Consider the following 16,049-nt stretch of genomic DNA (forward strand, 5'->3'; position numbering starts at 1 on the left):
TCTCTATTGAGGACTCAAAAAAGGCTTTTGCATCAAACTCTTCGGCTATTGACTGTATACTAAATAAAAAAGTTAATAACAATATGGCTGATAATTTCACAACTCTATCCTTGATAGCTAACGCCTCAAGAAGAGGCGCGCATTAGCGCGTCCTTCTTGCTTGACTTGTTATACGAAAATTATCAACAATTTTACAAATCTCTTCGGGAGCAACATCTGTTAAACGCTGATGTATTTCGGGAGTACTTCCCATTAATGGACCAACCATAAATACCTCAAAGTCATTTACGCCAATGTTATCTATTCGGTCTTTGATGACGTAGCCTTTTGGAACGTATTTTGTAGTACTGAAATCAACCGTACTTATTAAATGCCCATTCTCAATTTTATATCTGTTTGCGTAGTAAGTGATGTCTACTTTGCCTTTTGAGTCAAACTCATAAGACAATACACATTTACGTCCATTCTCAGTGAAACCAATTTGGCTAAACCAGTAAGGGTAACGGCCGTCAAATTTTAGCTCCCAAGTTCCTACTAGCTGAGAAGTACTATACTCGACATTTTTTGGTTGTGATGCACAAGAACTTAAAAACGTTGCGATTATTAATATTAACGCTGATTTCAATTGAATCTCCTTTTCGTATAACGAGCCTGTAGAATTACTCGTTGTTAAATTTATTTTGATTAATGAATAAACAATATCTGAGTTTATATTTTGATTCAATTATTTAGTGGTGTTTAGATTATTATTTAGCATGCAGTTTTGTTGATTTTTTTAGTGTGCTTTAGGGGGGATTGAGGCCGGTTTGTAGCGTTTTTTGAGGTAAAAAGGGCTTCCCCTTCTTAGTGCATCGTGTGTTGCAACTTTTCTATGTTATGAACAAGGCAGTACAGTTGCCACTGGGCATTCACTTTGGCTTGGCCACGTAAGGTCAATTTATTCATCCCTTTGTTGACCGTAATATTGCCAAATACCGGTTCGATACAGCCCAGTCGTTTGCTATATTGCCGCCGCCCCATTGGGCTGTCTATTTTCACTTTCATCTTGTCGGTGTAACTCAGTTTTTTCCGTGAGGCATCATTTTTAAACTGCACTTGCCGACCCGTTTTTATCGGCGGTTTTCGCATGCATTGCTGTTGCAACGGACAAGTTTTACAATCTTTTAAATAACCACAGAATCGAGTGTATTCTTGGTGATAACTTTTGACATTGATGCCGCTTCGCCACATCTCATTGCCTGCCGGACATCGGCAAGTTTGCGTTGCTTCGTCATAATGAAAATCATCTGAAGTAAACAATCGAGGCTTGCCATTACGTCGTTTTAATCTGCGTTTTTCTTCCTCGGTTTCGTAAGTTTCACTTTCTTGAAACAACGGGTTTCGTTTTCTAAATTGATTGTCTGCGATGTAGGTATCAAAGCCACTTTGTGCCATAAATGCCAGATTAGCCTCACTGTTAAAGCCACTGTCTGCGGTAAATTTTATGGTGTGCTCGCTTGAGGGGTTAACAGGATTGAGCTTATCGAGTTGTTGTTTTAATTGCGTGACTGCTGGCTGGAGTGTTTGCTGCTCACCGACCGAACCCCACGTTTGTGCTTGTAAGATAATTTGATGTTTATCATCGTTTATCGCAATACCATTGTAGCCTTGAATGGTGCCCTTCGATGTGGTCATCTTTGCACTGTCAGGGTCGATGATATTGCTTTTCACAGGCTTACCTTGGCTGCCTATTTTTTCTTGGTGTGATGCGAGGAATGCCGTGATTTTATCCGCACTTTTATCTAACTTTCTTTTTTGGTTTAAGTCTTGTGTGACGAGTTCTTCACTCAACCCATCTTGCGCTTGATGACGCTCAATAATGCGTTTACTTGCCCGTTCTAGTTTTGCTTTTTTACGGCCAAGTTCATCAAATGTACCACTCCATTCTTTGCTCGCATTTGACTTTAACTTACAACCATCGATGGCAAACATATTGCGGCCAATGAGCCCTTCTTCATCACAAATCAGCAGCACTTGCGTAAATAAGGGTTCTATTTGTTCATGCATTTTAGCCACAAAACTGGCTATGGATGTGTAATGTGGCTGAACGTCACCCGCCACGCTCATGAACAAAATATTGTTTTCACACGCCTTAGCAATGCGTCGACTGCTAATTAACCCATGCGCATACCCGAGTAAAATAATTTTGAGCATCACTGCTGGTGAATACGCTGCCGCCCCCGTTTTATCATTGTGATACCAAGCATCAAACCCCGATAAATCGAGTTTATTTTCGATAATATAACAAAGGGCATACTCGAATGTGCCAGGCAAAATTTGCTCTGAAAAATTGATGGGAATGAATTTACTTTGGCAGGATAAGTCAGGCTTGTAGTTGGCCATAACAATTTACTGTAGGTGAATAATATCTATTAGATCACAGGCATCGACACACCGCAAGCTCAAAAAACAACCAATTTGTTTTTTAGTAAATAGACGTTAAAAACGTCTATTTTGGAGAAATTCTACAGCCTCAACGCCCGCCTAAGCGGCAATTTAACAATGGGCTAAAATTATTGAGCGCAGCGACAATAGCCCATTGTTAATTGTCCGAGCGAGTTTACGAGCAAATTCAGGCGCTTGTTATATTTTGTTTAATGATTCGCATAACTCAAAATAACTTCTATCTTCAGTTATTGAAAGCGAACCGTCAGCATACACCTTAATTAATTTACTATTTGGGACATACTCAGCTCTACCATTACAATCAAACTTATTTGGAGCTCCGTAATAGATATTAAACTCAAAATATTTAGGACTGCCATCTTCATTCAAAGCAGAATCTTTTATAATAAATTCAATATCTTTTACTTGTACTGACGTCTCTTTTTTTAACGCCTCAATATTTGGAGTTATCCAACCATGGTTAGCTGTAGAAATTCTTAGCTTTTTAAGCGTTCTGGATGAATCAGTTGTTGGGTAGAACTCTAATTTTGTCGCCCCGAATGGATACGGTATATTCACCTCATAGGTGATTTTACTCGGTGGCAAAAACTTAAAATTCAATTGAACACTTGCATTAAGTGCTCCTGAAAAAATAATTAAAAATGCAATTAAAACTCGATTTATCATAAAAATATAACAGCTTATTGAAGGGCAAATGAAAATTAAAGTCGCCCTTTAACTTATTGATTATTAACATCCTACATTTGCTATCTTATTGAAGCAAAGCAATTAATTGTGCCTAACAGACAAAAACAAACCGAGCTTGCGCGTAAAGTAGAATTTTGGCTCAGTACACTAAAAATTAAATCCAATAAAATCAGATGATTACGGTTTTTCTATTTTTAATACGATACAACTAAAGAACGATTTTAAATCGTTTTTTAGTTGTAAATCGATGAAATCCCATTATAACTGTACATAAAAACAGTGCGTATCATATAAAAGTGTCCCAGTTGATTTTATCTTTCACTCTTTTGGCTTTTTCACATGCGCAGCATGTGGCTGTTGGGGTTAAGGGTTTCCTCCTTGCCCGAGTTTATCTCTCATTGAAATGCACCTTGGTACAGAAATGATCAAACTTTAAGATAAACGCACAGATAGCCGAGCTTACAAGGATGTACAAGCTGCGTGTCACAGAAGAGTTTGAACTCGAGGTGATTCAACCGCATCCATAAACTAATATTTAGCGACACATCTGTGCCAATACACAGCAAGCAACGAAAAAATAGAGCCTCGGGTGCAAGCGCAGCTGTGACCGTCCATGACATGGACGTCATGGCCGAGCTTACAAGGATGTACTTGCAGCGTGTCACAGAAGTGTTTGATCACGAGGTGATTCAGCCACATCAATGAGCCAAAATTTAGCGACGCATCTGTGCCAATACAATGCCAGCAACGAAGAAATCGAATCTCGGGTGCAAGCGCGGCTGTGACCGTCCATGACATGGACGTCATGGCCGAGCTTACAGGGATGTACTTGCAGCGTGTCACAGAAGAGTTTGCACTTGAGGTAACTCTGCCGCATCCATGAACTAATATTTAGCTACACATCAATCCGATACACCACCAGCAACGCACAGATAGCCGAGCTTACAAGGATGTACTTGCAGCGTGTCACTGAAGTGTTTGCATTTGAGGTGACTCAGCCGCATCCATGCTAGATCAATATCAACAATCCCTTTGTCTTTTGATTTTCTTACAAATAGCCAAACTACACTATCGGTTGAAACGCAGTTAACGAATCGAGCATAGTGGCATTACCTAATCCTTGCCCTGGTGCAACAGAGGTAAATTGGCCTTGTTCACCGTGTAGTGCCATGTAATTAAGCAGTACCGTTTCCACTAACAAATTCACGTTATTAGCAGACGGTGCCGACGCGGTATCAACAGAGGCATCAGATCGCATAAAACCAATCTGTTGTTTTTGGGCCATTTGATCGGCAGTCCCGCCCATTAACTGCGGCTTACCTGAAGGGCTATACACCAAAAAGAATGAGGCTCCCGTTGACGAATTATCGCCTGTCCATTCACCTTTACCGCGCCCTTCCATCGAGTCATCAATACGGCCATTACTTGAAACTGAGCCATCACTGAATACATATAACATTAACGGCATATTACGACGTGAAGCATACTCTAAACATGCACCCATACAGCGCCCAGCACGTAAATCACGTAACTCACCTGTTGCACGCTCGCCAGTGTGATAATCAAACCCGCCCATGGTCACGGTACCAGCGCCAGAGAAGCCATTCACCACTAGTTTCATGATGGACGCGGTTTTTTGAAACTCTGATTCTGAATCAAACTCATTAATACCAAAAATACCACCAGGGCCAACAATATCAGGGTCTAATAACGGATTTAAGGTTGAAGGATCACCAAAGCGATCTGCTAAATCAGCACTTTTCACATAGCCACAATTAACCAGATCTTTAATCACATCATCACGTGTGACCTGGGTATTCACCGCCGCCATTTTTTGCGCGCTAATACGTTGAATGCTTTCCATTACCGCCACAGCGTCACGTTGCGACAATAAACTGAATAAGTCCCCCACATCCACCAAACCTGTCACGTCTGACGGACGGTCAATTTTAGTTGGCCGCTTACTTAAATCGATAAAGCTTGTGGGCGCCATTGAATTACCGCCCGAATCTGAATTGCGCGAGCCCACCAACGGCATTAACGAACCATTCGCGCCCGCCGCTGCAATGGCATACATAGGGTTATGTGGGTTATTGCCCGTGTCGTTGTCTGAACGATTAGGGATCACGGCACCATTTATGCGCGATGCCGTATCAGGAGACACTTTTTCTAAAATACCACGTAAAAACGCCGAGTCAGAATGAAATGCTAAGCCTAAGTCAGTATTAATAAAATCAGACATACCTGCATTTGGATTAGCGATAGAGGGCGCCATATCACCGGGTAAGCCTAGCTTGTTATAACCCGCTGTAGATAGAAAATCTTGCTGACCGCCAGCACCGCCAACTAATACGTTAGAACCTGCAATATTGGCACCGCCCGCTAAATCAAAACTAATAAACGGAATTTTGCCTGCCCCCTGCACGCTAATACCACAGGAGCCCCTTAATGCCTCAAGATCTGGCGATAAAGCGGCATGAGCATTGTTAGGGCTAGCAAACATGCTAAACAAAGATAAGCCCGCCACAGCGGCACCGCCTTTGTATAAGCCCGTTGAAATAAACTCACGACGAGTCATCGGTTTACGGTGATCAGCAAACAACAATGGACTGTCTGGGTGAAAATGCTTTGGTCTAGTCATTGTTGTTTCCTTGTTGTATCGGTTTTACACTCACATCGGCTGCGAATATCAATGGCGGTAACATTAGTTGCACACTGGGTAGTAAGTATGTCATCAGCAGCTCCTATTGCACTAGCATCACGGCACTAGCAAGTACCGCTGCACATGTCGATTTGGCAATCGTTCTTGTGCGCTCAGCATCGCAGGTACCACTGCACACAGACAAACCAGAAACTAAGCTGTCTAGCTCGGCATAAATAGCACTTTGATTAGGCTGATTGCTCAATGATAACGGCATTAATTGATTAATTAACGGGTTCAGTAAATTGCCCCTCTGAGCAGTGCTCAATGCCTCACCAGGCACAGCGGTAAAATCAACATCAGGGAACCAATTTCCTCGAATTGTATTATCTTCAATTGCCGAGTCGCAGTAAGCAATCGCTAATTGGGTAATACCCATCTGCTGCGCTGAAATAAAGGTTTCAATGTTTTCAATACTGGGCAGTTGACGTTTAACCAGCTCATAGGTGTCAAACACTTTAGTCGATTGTTGAGACACTCCAGTTAATGCACTCATGCTGTGATTAATCTCAGCAAAATTACGCACACCAATTTGCGCAGACTCAGTGCTCGCAGGCACCTCTGAGGGAGTAACAAATACGCTAGGTAATACCACATTGGTATGCTCGCCTAATTGCTCAAATGTTAAGAAAAACTCGTCCTGATTAACCCCTTTTTCGAGCGCGATAATGGTGCCAAGTGCCGAGATTGAAAAGGGCTCAGCAATGTCTTGCCCTGCCGAAAGTGACAAATCCAAATTAACATAAGACTGACCTTGCGCACTTTCTTTACCGTTAATCCCGATGCGTAATCCTTTTACGTCAAACCCGGTGCTCACAGGCGTGCCATCAATGTTGACAATGGCGGCATTACTAAACAAATAACTGTAATTATCAAACTGACTCACTTCAAACATCACGTAAGTATTAGGCAGGTCAACTAAATGGCTTATCGAGAACAGTAAAAAGAACTTTTCGCCTACACCAACCTCATAATTTTGCTGTACTTGTTCAGATGTTAATACACGATTATATATGGCTAATAAACGAATATCGCCTTGCCACACATGTTGATTAGACGCTTCGCGGCCTAAAATGAGTGCAAAGCTGTCATCCCAGTTGGCTAATGGCGCAATATCTTCATCCACTACATCAATTAGCTGACCGTTCACATAAATACGGCGACCATCAGTAGCGTTATAAGTCATCACCACATGTTGCAAAGTGGCTTGCAATACTTCATCGGCATCAGGGGTGCTTAATGCAGGCTCTCCATTACTGTTTGATGCGTCAGTTTGCAGCATAAAATCATAATTATAGAGTGTTTGCCCAAGGGTAAAGTTACGTGCGTCGTCGCCTGCTGAATAAGTAACGATGCGGGCTGGTCCTTCTTGAGTGACATTATTAGGCGTTACCCAAGCTTCGACCGAAAACTCCCCTGTCGCGGTAATTAAATCATGTAATTTTTTGCTGTTTGCGGTACTCGCTTGGGCTTTACCATTAGTAAACGACAACCCCCAACTACCTAGCCAGTCTACATCGCCGCTGAGGGTTAAATTAGCAGCAGGAGAGATGCCCGATGTATCATATGCAATGGTGCCCTCACCCGTTTTAAATTGATAAAGTGCAATCACGTCGGTTTCAAAACGCCCACCGCTTGATGCAGTAATACCGTCGGTTAAACGCAACGATTTAGATACCACCATATCAGGCGAGACTTCATCAAGCTCAATGCCATCACTCAAAGCCATAATGGCATCGCGCATTTCAATACTGTCGTCGACACATTGACTCCAACAATTATGAAACTCAGATCCTAAACGCACAACAAGCCTTGATAAGGCCGGCTCATCTAAGTTAATGACGCTTTTTGCCGCTTCATAAGCCACATCAATGTCATTACTGGCAAAAAACGGCGACTGTGCAGCTGGCACACCTTCGTTATGGCAAGAGACACAATATTGATTCAGCAGTGGGTAAACATGCTGACTAAACAAACTACTGTCATCTGGAAAGCTTTTGCTCGCACCGGGGTCGCGAATAACCGGTGCGGTTAACTCAATGGTATTAGCCGTACTGACACGCTCGTCGGCCCACAATTTTATCCATTGAGTCATGGTTTCGCCACAAGCAGAGTCACTGGCAAGCCAGCAATTATGGCCACCTGCAACCTTAGTCACCAAACGCGACACTTTAGGGTCGGTTAAATCAACTAAAGGGTTTGTTGCTGCATAAGCATCGTTAACATCATTACGGCTAGCAAAATAAGGCGCCTGACTACCTTCAGTGTGGCAAGCTCCGCATTTATCTTGCGTGGAAATATTGTCCCAAAGCGAAGATTTGTATTTTTGAATATCGGCCGTTGCCGCTGCAGGCCCGGTATACACATCAGATGTAGGAGTTTGCTCAGTTGGCGGATTTTCTTCAACATCACCACCACCACAGGCACTTAAGCCCAAAAACAATGAGACAAAAACAAGGCGTTTAAACAGTAAATGCTTCATGTTTATTCTCCCATGCAGTAGTTGCCAATTTCGGCAAATACTCGCTTAAGTTGATAAGCATTCTGCTTAAATGAGGCTGTAGTTGCGCTAATTTGTGCAATATCGGCTTGGCTTTCTGCGTCACGCAAACATACTGACTTAAATACCTTTTTAACCTGACATTGAGCAAAAGCATGGCTATTTGCCAATTCTTGACCTAGCGACTTAGCACCACTGCCCTGGCCGGGTAAACCACTGTCCCAGCCTAATTTTTGGTTAGGTCCTTCACGCCAGTAGTTTTGCCAATCATCGTTTGGCGTCGCAAACCCATAAGGAAAACTGGTTGAGTTAATATGATATTTACCCTGAACGCGAGTGCCGGTATCAGGGTCAGTTTGACCACTGGTATTGTAGGCAATGGCCCCATTCTCCCCAGTAGGGTCTTGCTCGAGGTTAAACTCATATTGATAGTAAGCAAACGCCTGGGCTAAAGGATCCATACCACTGTGACAACTTGAACAGTTATTAATAAACAAACGGCTATCGCCACCAGGGCTACGGCTCACATCTTGGCGAATACGATCTGTTGGACGAGTATTGTCTTTTAGTGGTTCTAAATCGGTGCACAAATGGTTCATTAAGGTAAATCGAAACATCGCTCGGTTTGTCCCCAAATAAAAGAACTCTTTGGCGGCCGCTCTGCTGGTTAACACACCGGCAGTGGCTGATGAAGGCAACCCATTTAAACTCGATTGAGTGGTGCGCTCAAGCCCATCTTTTAAATCAATAAATTGATCTTCCAAGGCCTGATAGTGATCGTTGTTATTACGATTATAAGCAGGTAAATTTAAACTGTTATTGCCCACATACACCATGTCAGCTTGCAAGATTTCTCTAAAATCAACATCGTCTCGCACGGCCCCAATCACAGTGGCCGAATAGTCATTTAATGGCGCAAAAATATCTTGGTCAATGTTAGTCCAAGGTGTGGCAAATAACTTAAGTGTGGTGGAGTAAAATGCAGGGGTTTCCATAGCAAGATAGGCAGCTTCAATAGGTTTTCCATCATCCAATAACGCAGCCATACTCAGCAACGTAGCCTCAGAGGCAGCAACACCGGCAATACGGTCGTGTAATTGTTTTGCTTGCTCTAAACTGCCGGCACATGCATTCACCGACAATAAGCTTAACGCCCCAAGCGTCAATAAATTAATAACATGCTTAACTGACATGATTGTTCCCAAATAAGATAATAAGCTGAGGCTTTTTATCGTACGAAGCCGCTCCTTCATACTCTCTCCTTGTCACACTTAACTGCCTTGCAAAAAAATGACGTTGGCCTTGTGGTGCCTAATGGAATATTTTTTAAACAATTAGGTTGTTCTTTGCTGCTGATTAAAGCATTCAATGCAGCACAATAAAAGTATTTATTTTGTTAATTTTTTTGACACTCCCAGCCAATTACTTGACGTCAAAAAAGTGCCCCCAAGCGTCAAAAAAAAGTATTGCAACTATTTAATAAAAAGTGTTGAAACACTGAGCCTACAAGGCAATAATGTCAAGCATCGCCGGGTTAGACTCATGCCCAAATAACAAGAATAAACGGTTAAGGAAAACACATGAGGCCGATATCAGGCTATAACATAATCCTGTTTACAGTAATCACATTGTTACTAGGATGTAATACTGAAACAGCCATTAAAGATGAGCAACCTGATCCTGTTCTTGTGGAATATCCGGTGGCCTATATCGAGCGCAACTTAGTCGCAGTCGACGAGACAACGGCACAATTTGAAACACTCAACCCCGCCCGTTTTAATCCCGGCGCGCAATTATTAATCAAACGCAATGCCTTTGCCGATTCACCTACCACCAATTTAACCGCCACTTTATTCGGTGAAGATCAGCTCATTGATATCCGCGATCTTTCCGTTTCAGACGACGGCCAGCAAATGCTAATGGCGATTAGAGCACCTGAAATTGAAGGTGTAGACGACGATGAGCAGCCTACATGGAACATTTGGCGTTACACGGTTGCCACTGAAACATTAGAACGCGTAATAACCAGTGATGTGACCGCAGAGCAAGGCGACGACCTTATGCCAAGCTTTTTGCCCGACGGCAGAATTGTGTTTGCCTCAACTCGCCAGCGTTTATCACGGGCTATTTTGCTCGATGAAGGTAAACCACAATACACTGCACTCGATGAAAGCAGCTCTAATGAAACATTTAACATCCATGTAATGGACCCAGACGGCAGCGCCATTAAGCAACTTACGTTTAATCTCAGCCACGATTTTTATCCTTTAGTATTGCAAAGTGGGCAAATTTTATACAGCAGATGGGACAGGATGGGCGCCGACCATGGGGTGAACTTATACCGCATGAATCCCGATGGAACAGATAATGAACTGGTGTTTGGCTGGCATTCGCATCAACTTAATTTAGATGCTCAAACCGAGTCAATTGACTTTATTAAGCCACAGCAGCTACCGAGCGGCGAAATTTTAATCTTGTTAACCTCACAAGATGATAGCGTAATCCAAAAACGCCCAGTGCTAATTAATATTGATGACTATATTGATGCACAGCAAGCAACAGCCACATCAGGAGCCGAGGGCGATGCCATTACTGACGTTGAACTGGCCGACTTTAACTTTTCATTCTCAACCGATTTGGCACTCACCGGTCGATTAAATCATTTGTTTCCACTGCCAGACTCGAGCCAACGTTACTTAATGAGCTGGGATTTATGCCGTGTTGTGGTCAATGATATTATCCGTGCTTGTGGCCAATTAACTGCAGAGCAACTGGCCGATGAAAACCTAGTTCAAGCTGATGCCTTATATGAATTATGGCTACTCGATAATGCCAAAAATACTCAACAGCTAGTCGCCACAACCACCCAAGGTACCGTGTTAACTGAGTCAGTGGTATTGCAACCAAGCTCGCAGTCTAAAACCTTTATTGCCGATAAAGTAGTCGGTAATGAACTCGACTCACAGCTCAGCCAAGCGTTAGCGGGATCAATCCACATTCGTAGTGTGTATGACTTTGACGGCACAGACAGCACAGCCAATGCTGGCGGCATCAGTCGTTTAAGTGACCCAACACAAACACCTGCGGCAAATTTACCAGCGCGTTTTTTACGTGTTGTTCGTGGTGTGCCTATGCCACCAGATGACGTTCGCGATATTCCTAACACAGATTTTGGGCGCAGCAACAACCAACTTATGCGCGAAATTGTTGGCTATAGCCCAATTCAACCCGATGGCTCGGTTAAAATAAAGGTGCCTGCAAACGTACCGCTCGCCATCAGCGTGTTAGATATTAATGGCCAGCGTATCGGCGGCCGTCATCGCCAATGGATTACACTCAAACCAGGTGAAACGTTAGAGTGTGTGGGTTGCCATACCGCCAACAGCCAATTACCTCATGGCCGATTAGACGCCCAAGCTGCCAGTATTAACCCTGGCGCGGTAGGTGGTTTTGCCTACCCCAATGCCAGCAGTAATATTATTCCAGAACAAGGCCAAACCATGGCCGAAGCCGATGAAATGGTTAATGGCCTAGCAGAACTTAGCGCCAGCATAAAATACACCGACATATGGACCAATCCGGCTTTATCGACAGTCAATCCAAGTGTCGAATACAGTTACGCTAATTTAGCCACGCCAGCTCCAACCGGCAGCGAATGCTTTGATAACTGGACCGCATACTGCCGCATACAAATCAATTATGTTGAGCACATTCAACCTCTGTGGGATCTTGCAAGGCCTGTTGTCGACACAGCAACTCAAATGATCATTGCCGACAATACCTGTACCAGTTGCCACAATATTGTCGATACCGACGGCGTCACGCAAGTTCCCGCAGGGCAACTGTCATTAGCAAACACAGTATCAACAGACGAAGCCGCACACTTAACCTCGTACCGCGAGTTGCTGTTTAACGATGTAGAACAAGAAGAAGTCGACGGCATTTTAATCGACAGATTAGTTGAAGTACTTGATGCAGATGGCAACGTAGTTTACCAAGTCGACAGCAATGGCGAGCTGATCCTTGACGCAGATGGAAACCCTATTCCGGTGCTTACAACGGTCAATGTGCCTGCAATATTGTCGTCGAATGGCGCTCGTTCTAGTAGTGATTTTTTTGAGGTGATGAATAACACCACTCACCAAAATATGTTGTCTGCTGACGAGTTAAAGCTGATCAACGAATGGTTAGACATAGGCGCGCAATATTACAACACGCCATTTTATTCGCAGGATTGAGTAAAGCACAGCGCAAACAATACGTTGAACTCAAAAGACTTTATTAAAGGGAACTATGCTGACTACTATACGCAACATTTGCCTGCTACTGACACTATTGTGCTTAAGCCCAATATTGCAGGCTAACGACAACCCAAACTTACGTATTGAGGTGCCTTTTGTTGAACTCAGATCAGGCCCGAGTGCGGGTTATCCAGTGGTATCTGTCATTGAAAAAAATGAAATAGTCAGCGTATTACTTAAACGTACTGCCTGGATAAAAGTAAAAGACAAACGCGGCATTGAAGGCTGGTTTCATGAGGATGATTTATTAGGCCTATCTCAAAACGGTCAAGCCATAAACACCACACAAATCACAGAACAAGACGTGATAAACCGTCAATTTGAAGCAGGCGTAATGTACGGCGACCTAGAAGGCGCTAATTTTTACAACCTGTTTGCAGGTTATGCTTTTACCCCAGTTTTTAGCGCCGAATTATCGGCGGGTAAAGCCTTAGGCAGCATCTCTGACAGCGATGTATTTGAAGTCATGTTACTCAGTCACCCAATACCCGATTGGCTAGTTGTACCCTACCTAGGCGTTGGCGCTGGAGTCATTAATACCGAACCGCACAGTGTATTAGCTGACACAGAATCACGTCGTAGTACACTAATGAGCGCCGCCGCTGGCGTTAAATATCACCTTGCCCGTAATTTTATATTACGCGCCGAATACAAACTCTCGATAGCCTTAACCGACCGAGATGAAAATGAAGAGATCCAAACATGGAAAATAGGATTCAGCGTATTTTTTTAATGCCGTTATTGACCGCCAGTGCCTTGGCATTGACCGCATTAACACCAAGTTCAGTCGCTTTTGCTGCTGACGATACTGCCACCACAGTTAAAGCAGATGTAGAGCGCCGAGATGTACTCGACGATGTGCTCGACACTGAAAATTTTGAAGTCGGAATTCAAGGCGGCATCATGTCGATTGAAGATTTTGAATCTAGCCCTTGGGTGAGTGCGCATCTTGGCTATCACATTAGCGAGCATTTTTATGTTAAAGCCCGTTATGCTCAGGCTAAAGCCGGTGAAACCAGTTTTGAAAAACTCGCCAATGCAGCGCCGCTGTTAACCGATGCAGAGCGAGAGTTAACGTATTACGGCTTAAACATTGGCTATAACTTGCTACCTGGTGAAATATTTTTCAGTAAAGACACAGTGTTTAACAGTGTGTTTTCAATTGAACTAGGTGGCGGCAATACTGAGTTTGCCGGTGACGAGCAATTTACCGTTAACTTAACCGCCAACTATCGGGTGTTTTTAACCGACTGGATAGCATGGGACTTAAGCATGAGTGATTATTTGTTTAACACTGAGGTCACTGGCGAATCTAAAACCACGCACAACTTGAATTTTGCCACCGGTGTGTCGTTTTATTTTTAAATTTATTGCTCAGCAAAAACAGTAACAAAAGCAGAAAAAAACTAATAAGGAAATACAATGTTGTTCAGTCGATTAAGCGGTAAATGTCTTATTGCCTTAGGGGCATTACTTTTGGCTATGCAGGTAATGTCGATGCAGGCTCATGCTCTCACTATTGGTGACACTGCACCCGACTTCACCTTAAAAAACCAACAAGGTACTAACCTTAACTTAACCGAACAACGCGGTGAGATAATCTTAATCAACTTTTGGGCATCCTGGTGCGGACCTTGCCGTAAAGAAATGCCGGTACTGCAAAAGTTACAAGACAAATATCGAGACCTAGGCGTGCAAGTGTGGGGCGTCAACGTTGAGCAAGAAAACCAGGCAGGCAAAGACTTTTTAGCCGATCTTGATTTGAGCTTCTCAATCTTTTTTGACCAAACTAACTCCTTGTCTAAAACATACCAAGTTGAAGCCATGCCAACCACAGTGATGATTGATCGCAACGGTAAAGTGCGTTTTGTGTTTCAAGGTTATCAAGATGGTTATGAAAAAAAATACGCCGCCGCCATTAAACAGCTGATCAGAGAGTAAATCGATGATGACATCCACCTTATCACCTCGCCTCACCGCCTTGTCGCTTAAAGGCATCGCGCTACTCAGCCTTATTGGACTTAGTGGTTGCTCGAGCATGGGCATTGAACCCTGGGTTAAGCCCTACGAGCGCCAAAATCTAGCTGACCCAATCATGCGCATGAATCGTCACCCAAGCGCCAGTATGCATGTGGCTCACGTACTTGAAGGCCGTGAATCAGCTCGTGGCGCTGAAGGCACCGGAGGAGGTGGTTGTGGTTGTAACTAAATGGTTTAATAACAGCGTCAAACTCTTCGCGGCAATATGCCTGGGGTTAACTAGCTTAATGGCTCAAGCAGCAGTGCTCGACCCTGACCGCGCTGATGTGCTGTATCACAGCTATGAAGGTGGCGGCATGACCATTGATGGTCCGTCAGTGATGCTGCGAAAAAAAGCCTCTGAATCGGTCGCTATTACCGCTTACTATTACTTGGACAGCATTTCATCAGCCTCTGTTGATGTGATCAGTACCGCCAGCCCATACACTGAAAAACGCCACGAAGGCCAGGTTGGCGTTGAATACCTGCACGACAAAACCTTAATGTCACTTAATTTGCGTCAAAGCAATGAAGACGATTATTTAGCCCAGTCATTTAGCATTAATGTGTCGCAAGACACCTTTGGCGACTTAACCAATCTTAATTTGGGTTTATCGTACGGCGATAACGAAATTAAACGCAATGGCGACGATATTTTTGAAGAGCAAAGTGAGCAATACCGTATTCGTGCAGGCATCAATCAAATTTTAACCCGCAACTTCACCGCTAGCCTCAACCTTGAAGCGATTGCCGACAGTGGTTATTTAAATAATCCTTACCGCACCGTGCGCTATGTCGACAACAGCATTCCATCTGGCGTGGGTTATCAAGCCGAAGTCTACCCTGAAACCCGCAATTCGTTTGCGGCAAAATTGTCGGCCAGTTACTTTTTACCTTACCGCGCGGCGCTGTTTTTTCACTACCGCCATTTTAACGACAGTTGGGAAATTACCGCCAGCGATGTTGAAGTAGGCTACAGGCACCCGCTAGGTGACAGTTTAGAACTCGAACTTAAAGTGCGTTACTACCAACAAACTCAAGCAGAATTTTACAGCGATTTATTCCCCTACCGTGACGCACAAAATTACATGGCGCGCGACAAAGAGTTAAGTGATTTTAGTGATGTGACTTATGGTTTAGGGATAACTTACCTACTGCCGGCATCAATGTCATTTGCCGACACTCGCTCTGAGGCCTCCTTACAATGGGATTATATTGATTTTCAATACAATAACTTTAGGAACCCTAATGCAGAAGGCGGAGTCGGTAACGAACCCTTTTATGGCTTTTCGGCCAATGTGATCCGCGCCTTTGTTAGCGTGTATTTTTAATGTTTATAGTTAACTTTATTGATAAAAAAATGAACCTACAACGCATTTACCAGGGCCTTAACCAT

General features: G+C 43.5%; 12 protein-coding genes. 6 read left to right on the forward strand and 6 right to left on the reverse strand.

What is annotated here, in order from left to right:
- Positions 1 to 142 precede the first annotated feature (142 nt).
- From IEW93_RS03825 to IEW93_RS03855, 6 genes are all read right to left on the reverse strand, one after another.
- Positions 143 to 625 (reverse strand): hypothetical protein, encoded by a 483-nt coding sequence (locus tag IEW93_RS03825; RefSeq protein ID WP_188737100.1) that lies wholly within the window; start codon positions 623 to 625, stop codon positions 143 to 145.
- 218 nt (positions 626 to 843) lie between these two features.
- The gene (locus tag IEW93_RS03830) at positions 844 to 2,382 is read right to left on the reverse strand and encodes a transposase (RefSeq protein WP_188737102.1); all 1,539 of its coding nucleotides are present in this window, start codon (positions 2,380 to 2,382) and stop codon (positions 844 to 846) included.
- A gap of 240 nt (positions 2,383 to 2,622) precedes the next feature.
- The gene (locus tag IEW93_RS03835; RefSeq protein ID WP_188737104.1) at positions 2,623 to 3,111 is read right to left on the reverse strand and encodes a hypothetical protein; all 489 of its coding nucleotides are present in this window, start codon (positions 3,109 to 3,111) and stop codon (positions 2,623 to 2,625) included.
- Between the two features lie 1,084 nt (positions 3,112 to 4,195).
- The gene (locus IEW93_RS03845) at positions 4,196 to 5,773 is read right to left on the reverse strand and encodes a general secretion pathway protein GspF (RefSeq protein ID WP_188737108.1); all 1,578 of its coding nucleotides are present in this window, start codon (positions 5,771 to 5,773) and stop codon (positions 4,196 to 4,198) included.
- 103 nt (positions 5,774 to 5,876) lie between these two features.
- Entirely contained in the window at positions 5,877 to 8,315 is a 2,439-nt protein-coding gene (locus IEW93_RS03850) for a LamG domain-containing protein (protein WP_229706596.1), read from the reverse strand.
- A 2-nt stretch (positions 8,316 to 8,317) separates the two neighbouring features.
- A complete protein-coding gene (locus IEW93_RS03855; protein ID WP_229706598.1) occupies positions 8,318 to 9,526 on the reverse strand; it encodes a hypothetical protein in 1,209 nt (402 codons plus the stop codon).
- A gap of 387 nt (positions 9,527 to 9,913) precedes the next feature.
- Here IEW93_RS03855 and IEW93_RS03860 point away from each other — a divergent pair, with 387 nt between their 5' ends.
- From IEW93_RS03860 to IEW93_RS03885, 6 genes are read left to right on the forward strand one after another with little or no spacing between them, the layout of a single operon-like run.
- A complete protein-coding gene (locus IEW93_RS03860; protein ID WP_188737113.1) occupies positions 9,914 to 12,571 on the forward strand; it encodes an HzsA-related protein in 2,658 nt (885 codons plus the stop codon).
- Between the two features lie 55 nt (positions 12,572 to 12,626).
- On the forward strand, positions 12,627 to 13,367 hold the full coding sequence (locus tag IEW93_RS03865; RefSeq protein WP_188737115.1) for an outer membrane beta-barrel protein: 741 nt from the start codon (positions 12,627 to 12,629) through the stop codon (positions 13,365 to 13,367).
- Positions 13,337 to 13,999, forward strand: a complete 663-nt coding sequence (locus IEW93_RS03870) for an outer membrane beta-barrel domain-containing protein (protein ID WP_223419759.1) — start codon at positions 13,337 to 13,339, stop codon at positions 13,997 to 13,999. Before IEW93_RS03865 ends, IEW93_RS03870 begins: the two co-directional genes overlap by 31 nt.
- A 57-nt stretch (positions 14,000 to 14,056) precedes the next feature.
- Positions 14,057 to 14,575 carry a TlpA family protein disulfide reductase gene (locus IEW93_RS03875; RefSeq protein ID WP_188737117.1) on the forward strand — a complete coding sequence of 173 codons (519 nt, stop codon included), beginning with the start codon at positions 14,057 to 14,059 and terminating at the stop codon, positions 14,573 to 14,575.
- Between the two features lie 7 nt (positions 14,576 to 14,582).
- On the forward strand, positions 14,583 to 14,843 hold the full coding sequence (locus IEW93_RS03880; RefSeq protein WP_188737361.1) for a DUF4266 domain-containing protein: 261 nt from the start codon (positions 14,583 to 14,585) through the stop codon (positions 14,841 to 14,843).
- Positions 14,830 to 15,984, forward strand: coding sequence for a DUF3570 domain-containing protein (locus IEW93_RS03885; protein ID WP_229706602.1), 1,155 nt, complete (start codon positions 14,830 to 14,832; stop codon positions 15,982 to 15,984). Before IEW93_RS03880 ends, IEW93_RS03885 begins: the two co-directional genes overlap by 14 nt.
- Positions 15,985 to 16,049: the final 65 nt, after the last annotated feature.

Origin of the sequence: Shewanella inventionis (genome assembly GCF_014641855.1) — a bacterium.
Lineage (GTDB): Bacteria > Pseudomonadota > Gammaproteobacteria > Enterobacterales > Shewanellaceae > Shewanella > Shewanella inventionis.

Bases quoted from the DNA above. Each gene is read 5' to 3' on its own strand.
- IEW93_RS03830 (WP_188737102.1), bottom strand. From the start codon at position 2,382: ATGGCCAACTACAAGCCTGACTTATCCTGCCAAAGTAAATTCATTCCC.
- IEW93_RS03835 (WP_188737104.1), bottom strand. From the start codon at position 3,111: ATGATAAATCGAGTTTTAATTGCATTTTTAATTATTTTTTCAGGAGCA.
- IEW93_RS03845 (WP_188737108.1), bottom strand. From the start codon at position 5,773: ATGACTAGACCAAAGCATTTTCACCCAGACAGTCCATTGTTGTTTGCT.
- IEW93_RS03850 (WP_229706596.1), bottom strand. From the start codon at position 8,315: ATGAAGCATTTACTGTTTAAACGCCTTGTTTTTGTCTCATTGTTTTTG.
- IEW93_RS03855 (WP_229706598.1), bottom strand. From the start codon at position 9,526: ATGTCAGTTAAGCATGTTATTAATTTATTGACGCTTGGGGCGTTAAGC.
- IEW93_RS03860 (WP_188737113.1), top strand. From the start codon at position 9,914: ATGAGGCCGATATCAGGCTATAACATAATCCTGTTTACAGTAATCACA.
- IEW93_RS03865 (WP_188737115.1), top strand. From the start codon at position 12,627: ATGCTGACTACTATACGCAACATTTGCCTGCTACTGACACTATTGTGC.
- IEW93_RS03870 (WP_223419759.1), top strand. From the start codon at position 13,337: ATGGAAAATAGGATTCAGCGTATTTTTTTAATGCCGTTATTGACCGCC.
- IEW93_RS03875 (WP_188737117.1), top strand. From the start codon at position 14,057: ATGTTGTTCAGTCGATTAAGCGGTAAATGTCTTATTGCCTTAGGGGCA.
- IEW93_RS03880 (WP_188737361.1), top strand. From the start codon at position 14,583: ATGACATCCACCTTATCACCTCGCCTCACCGCCTTGTCGCTTAAAGGC.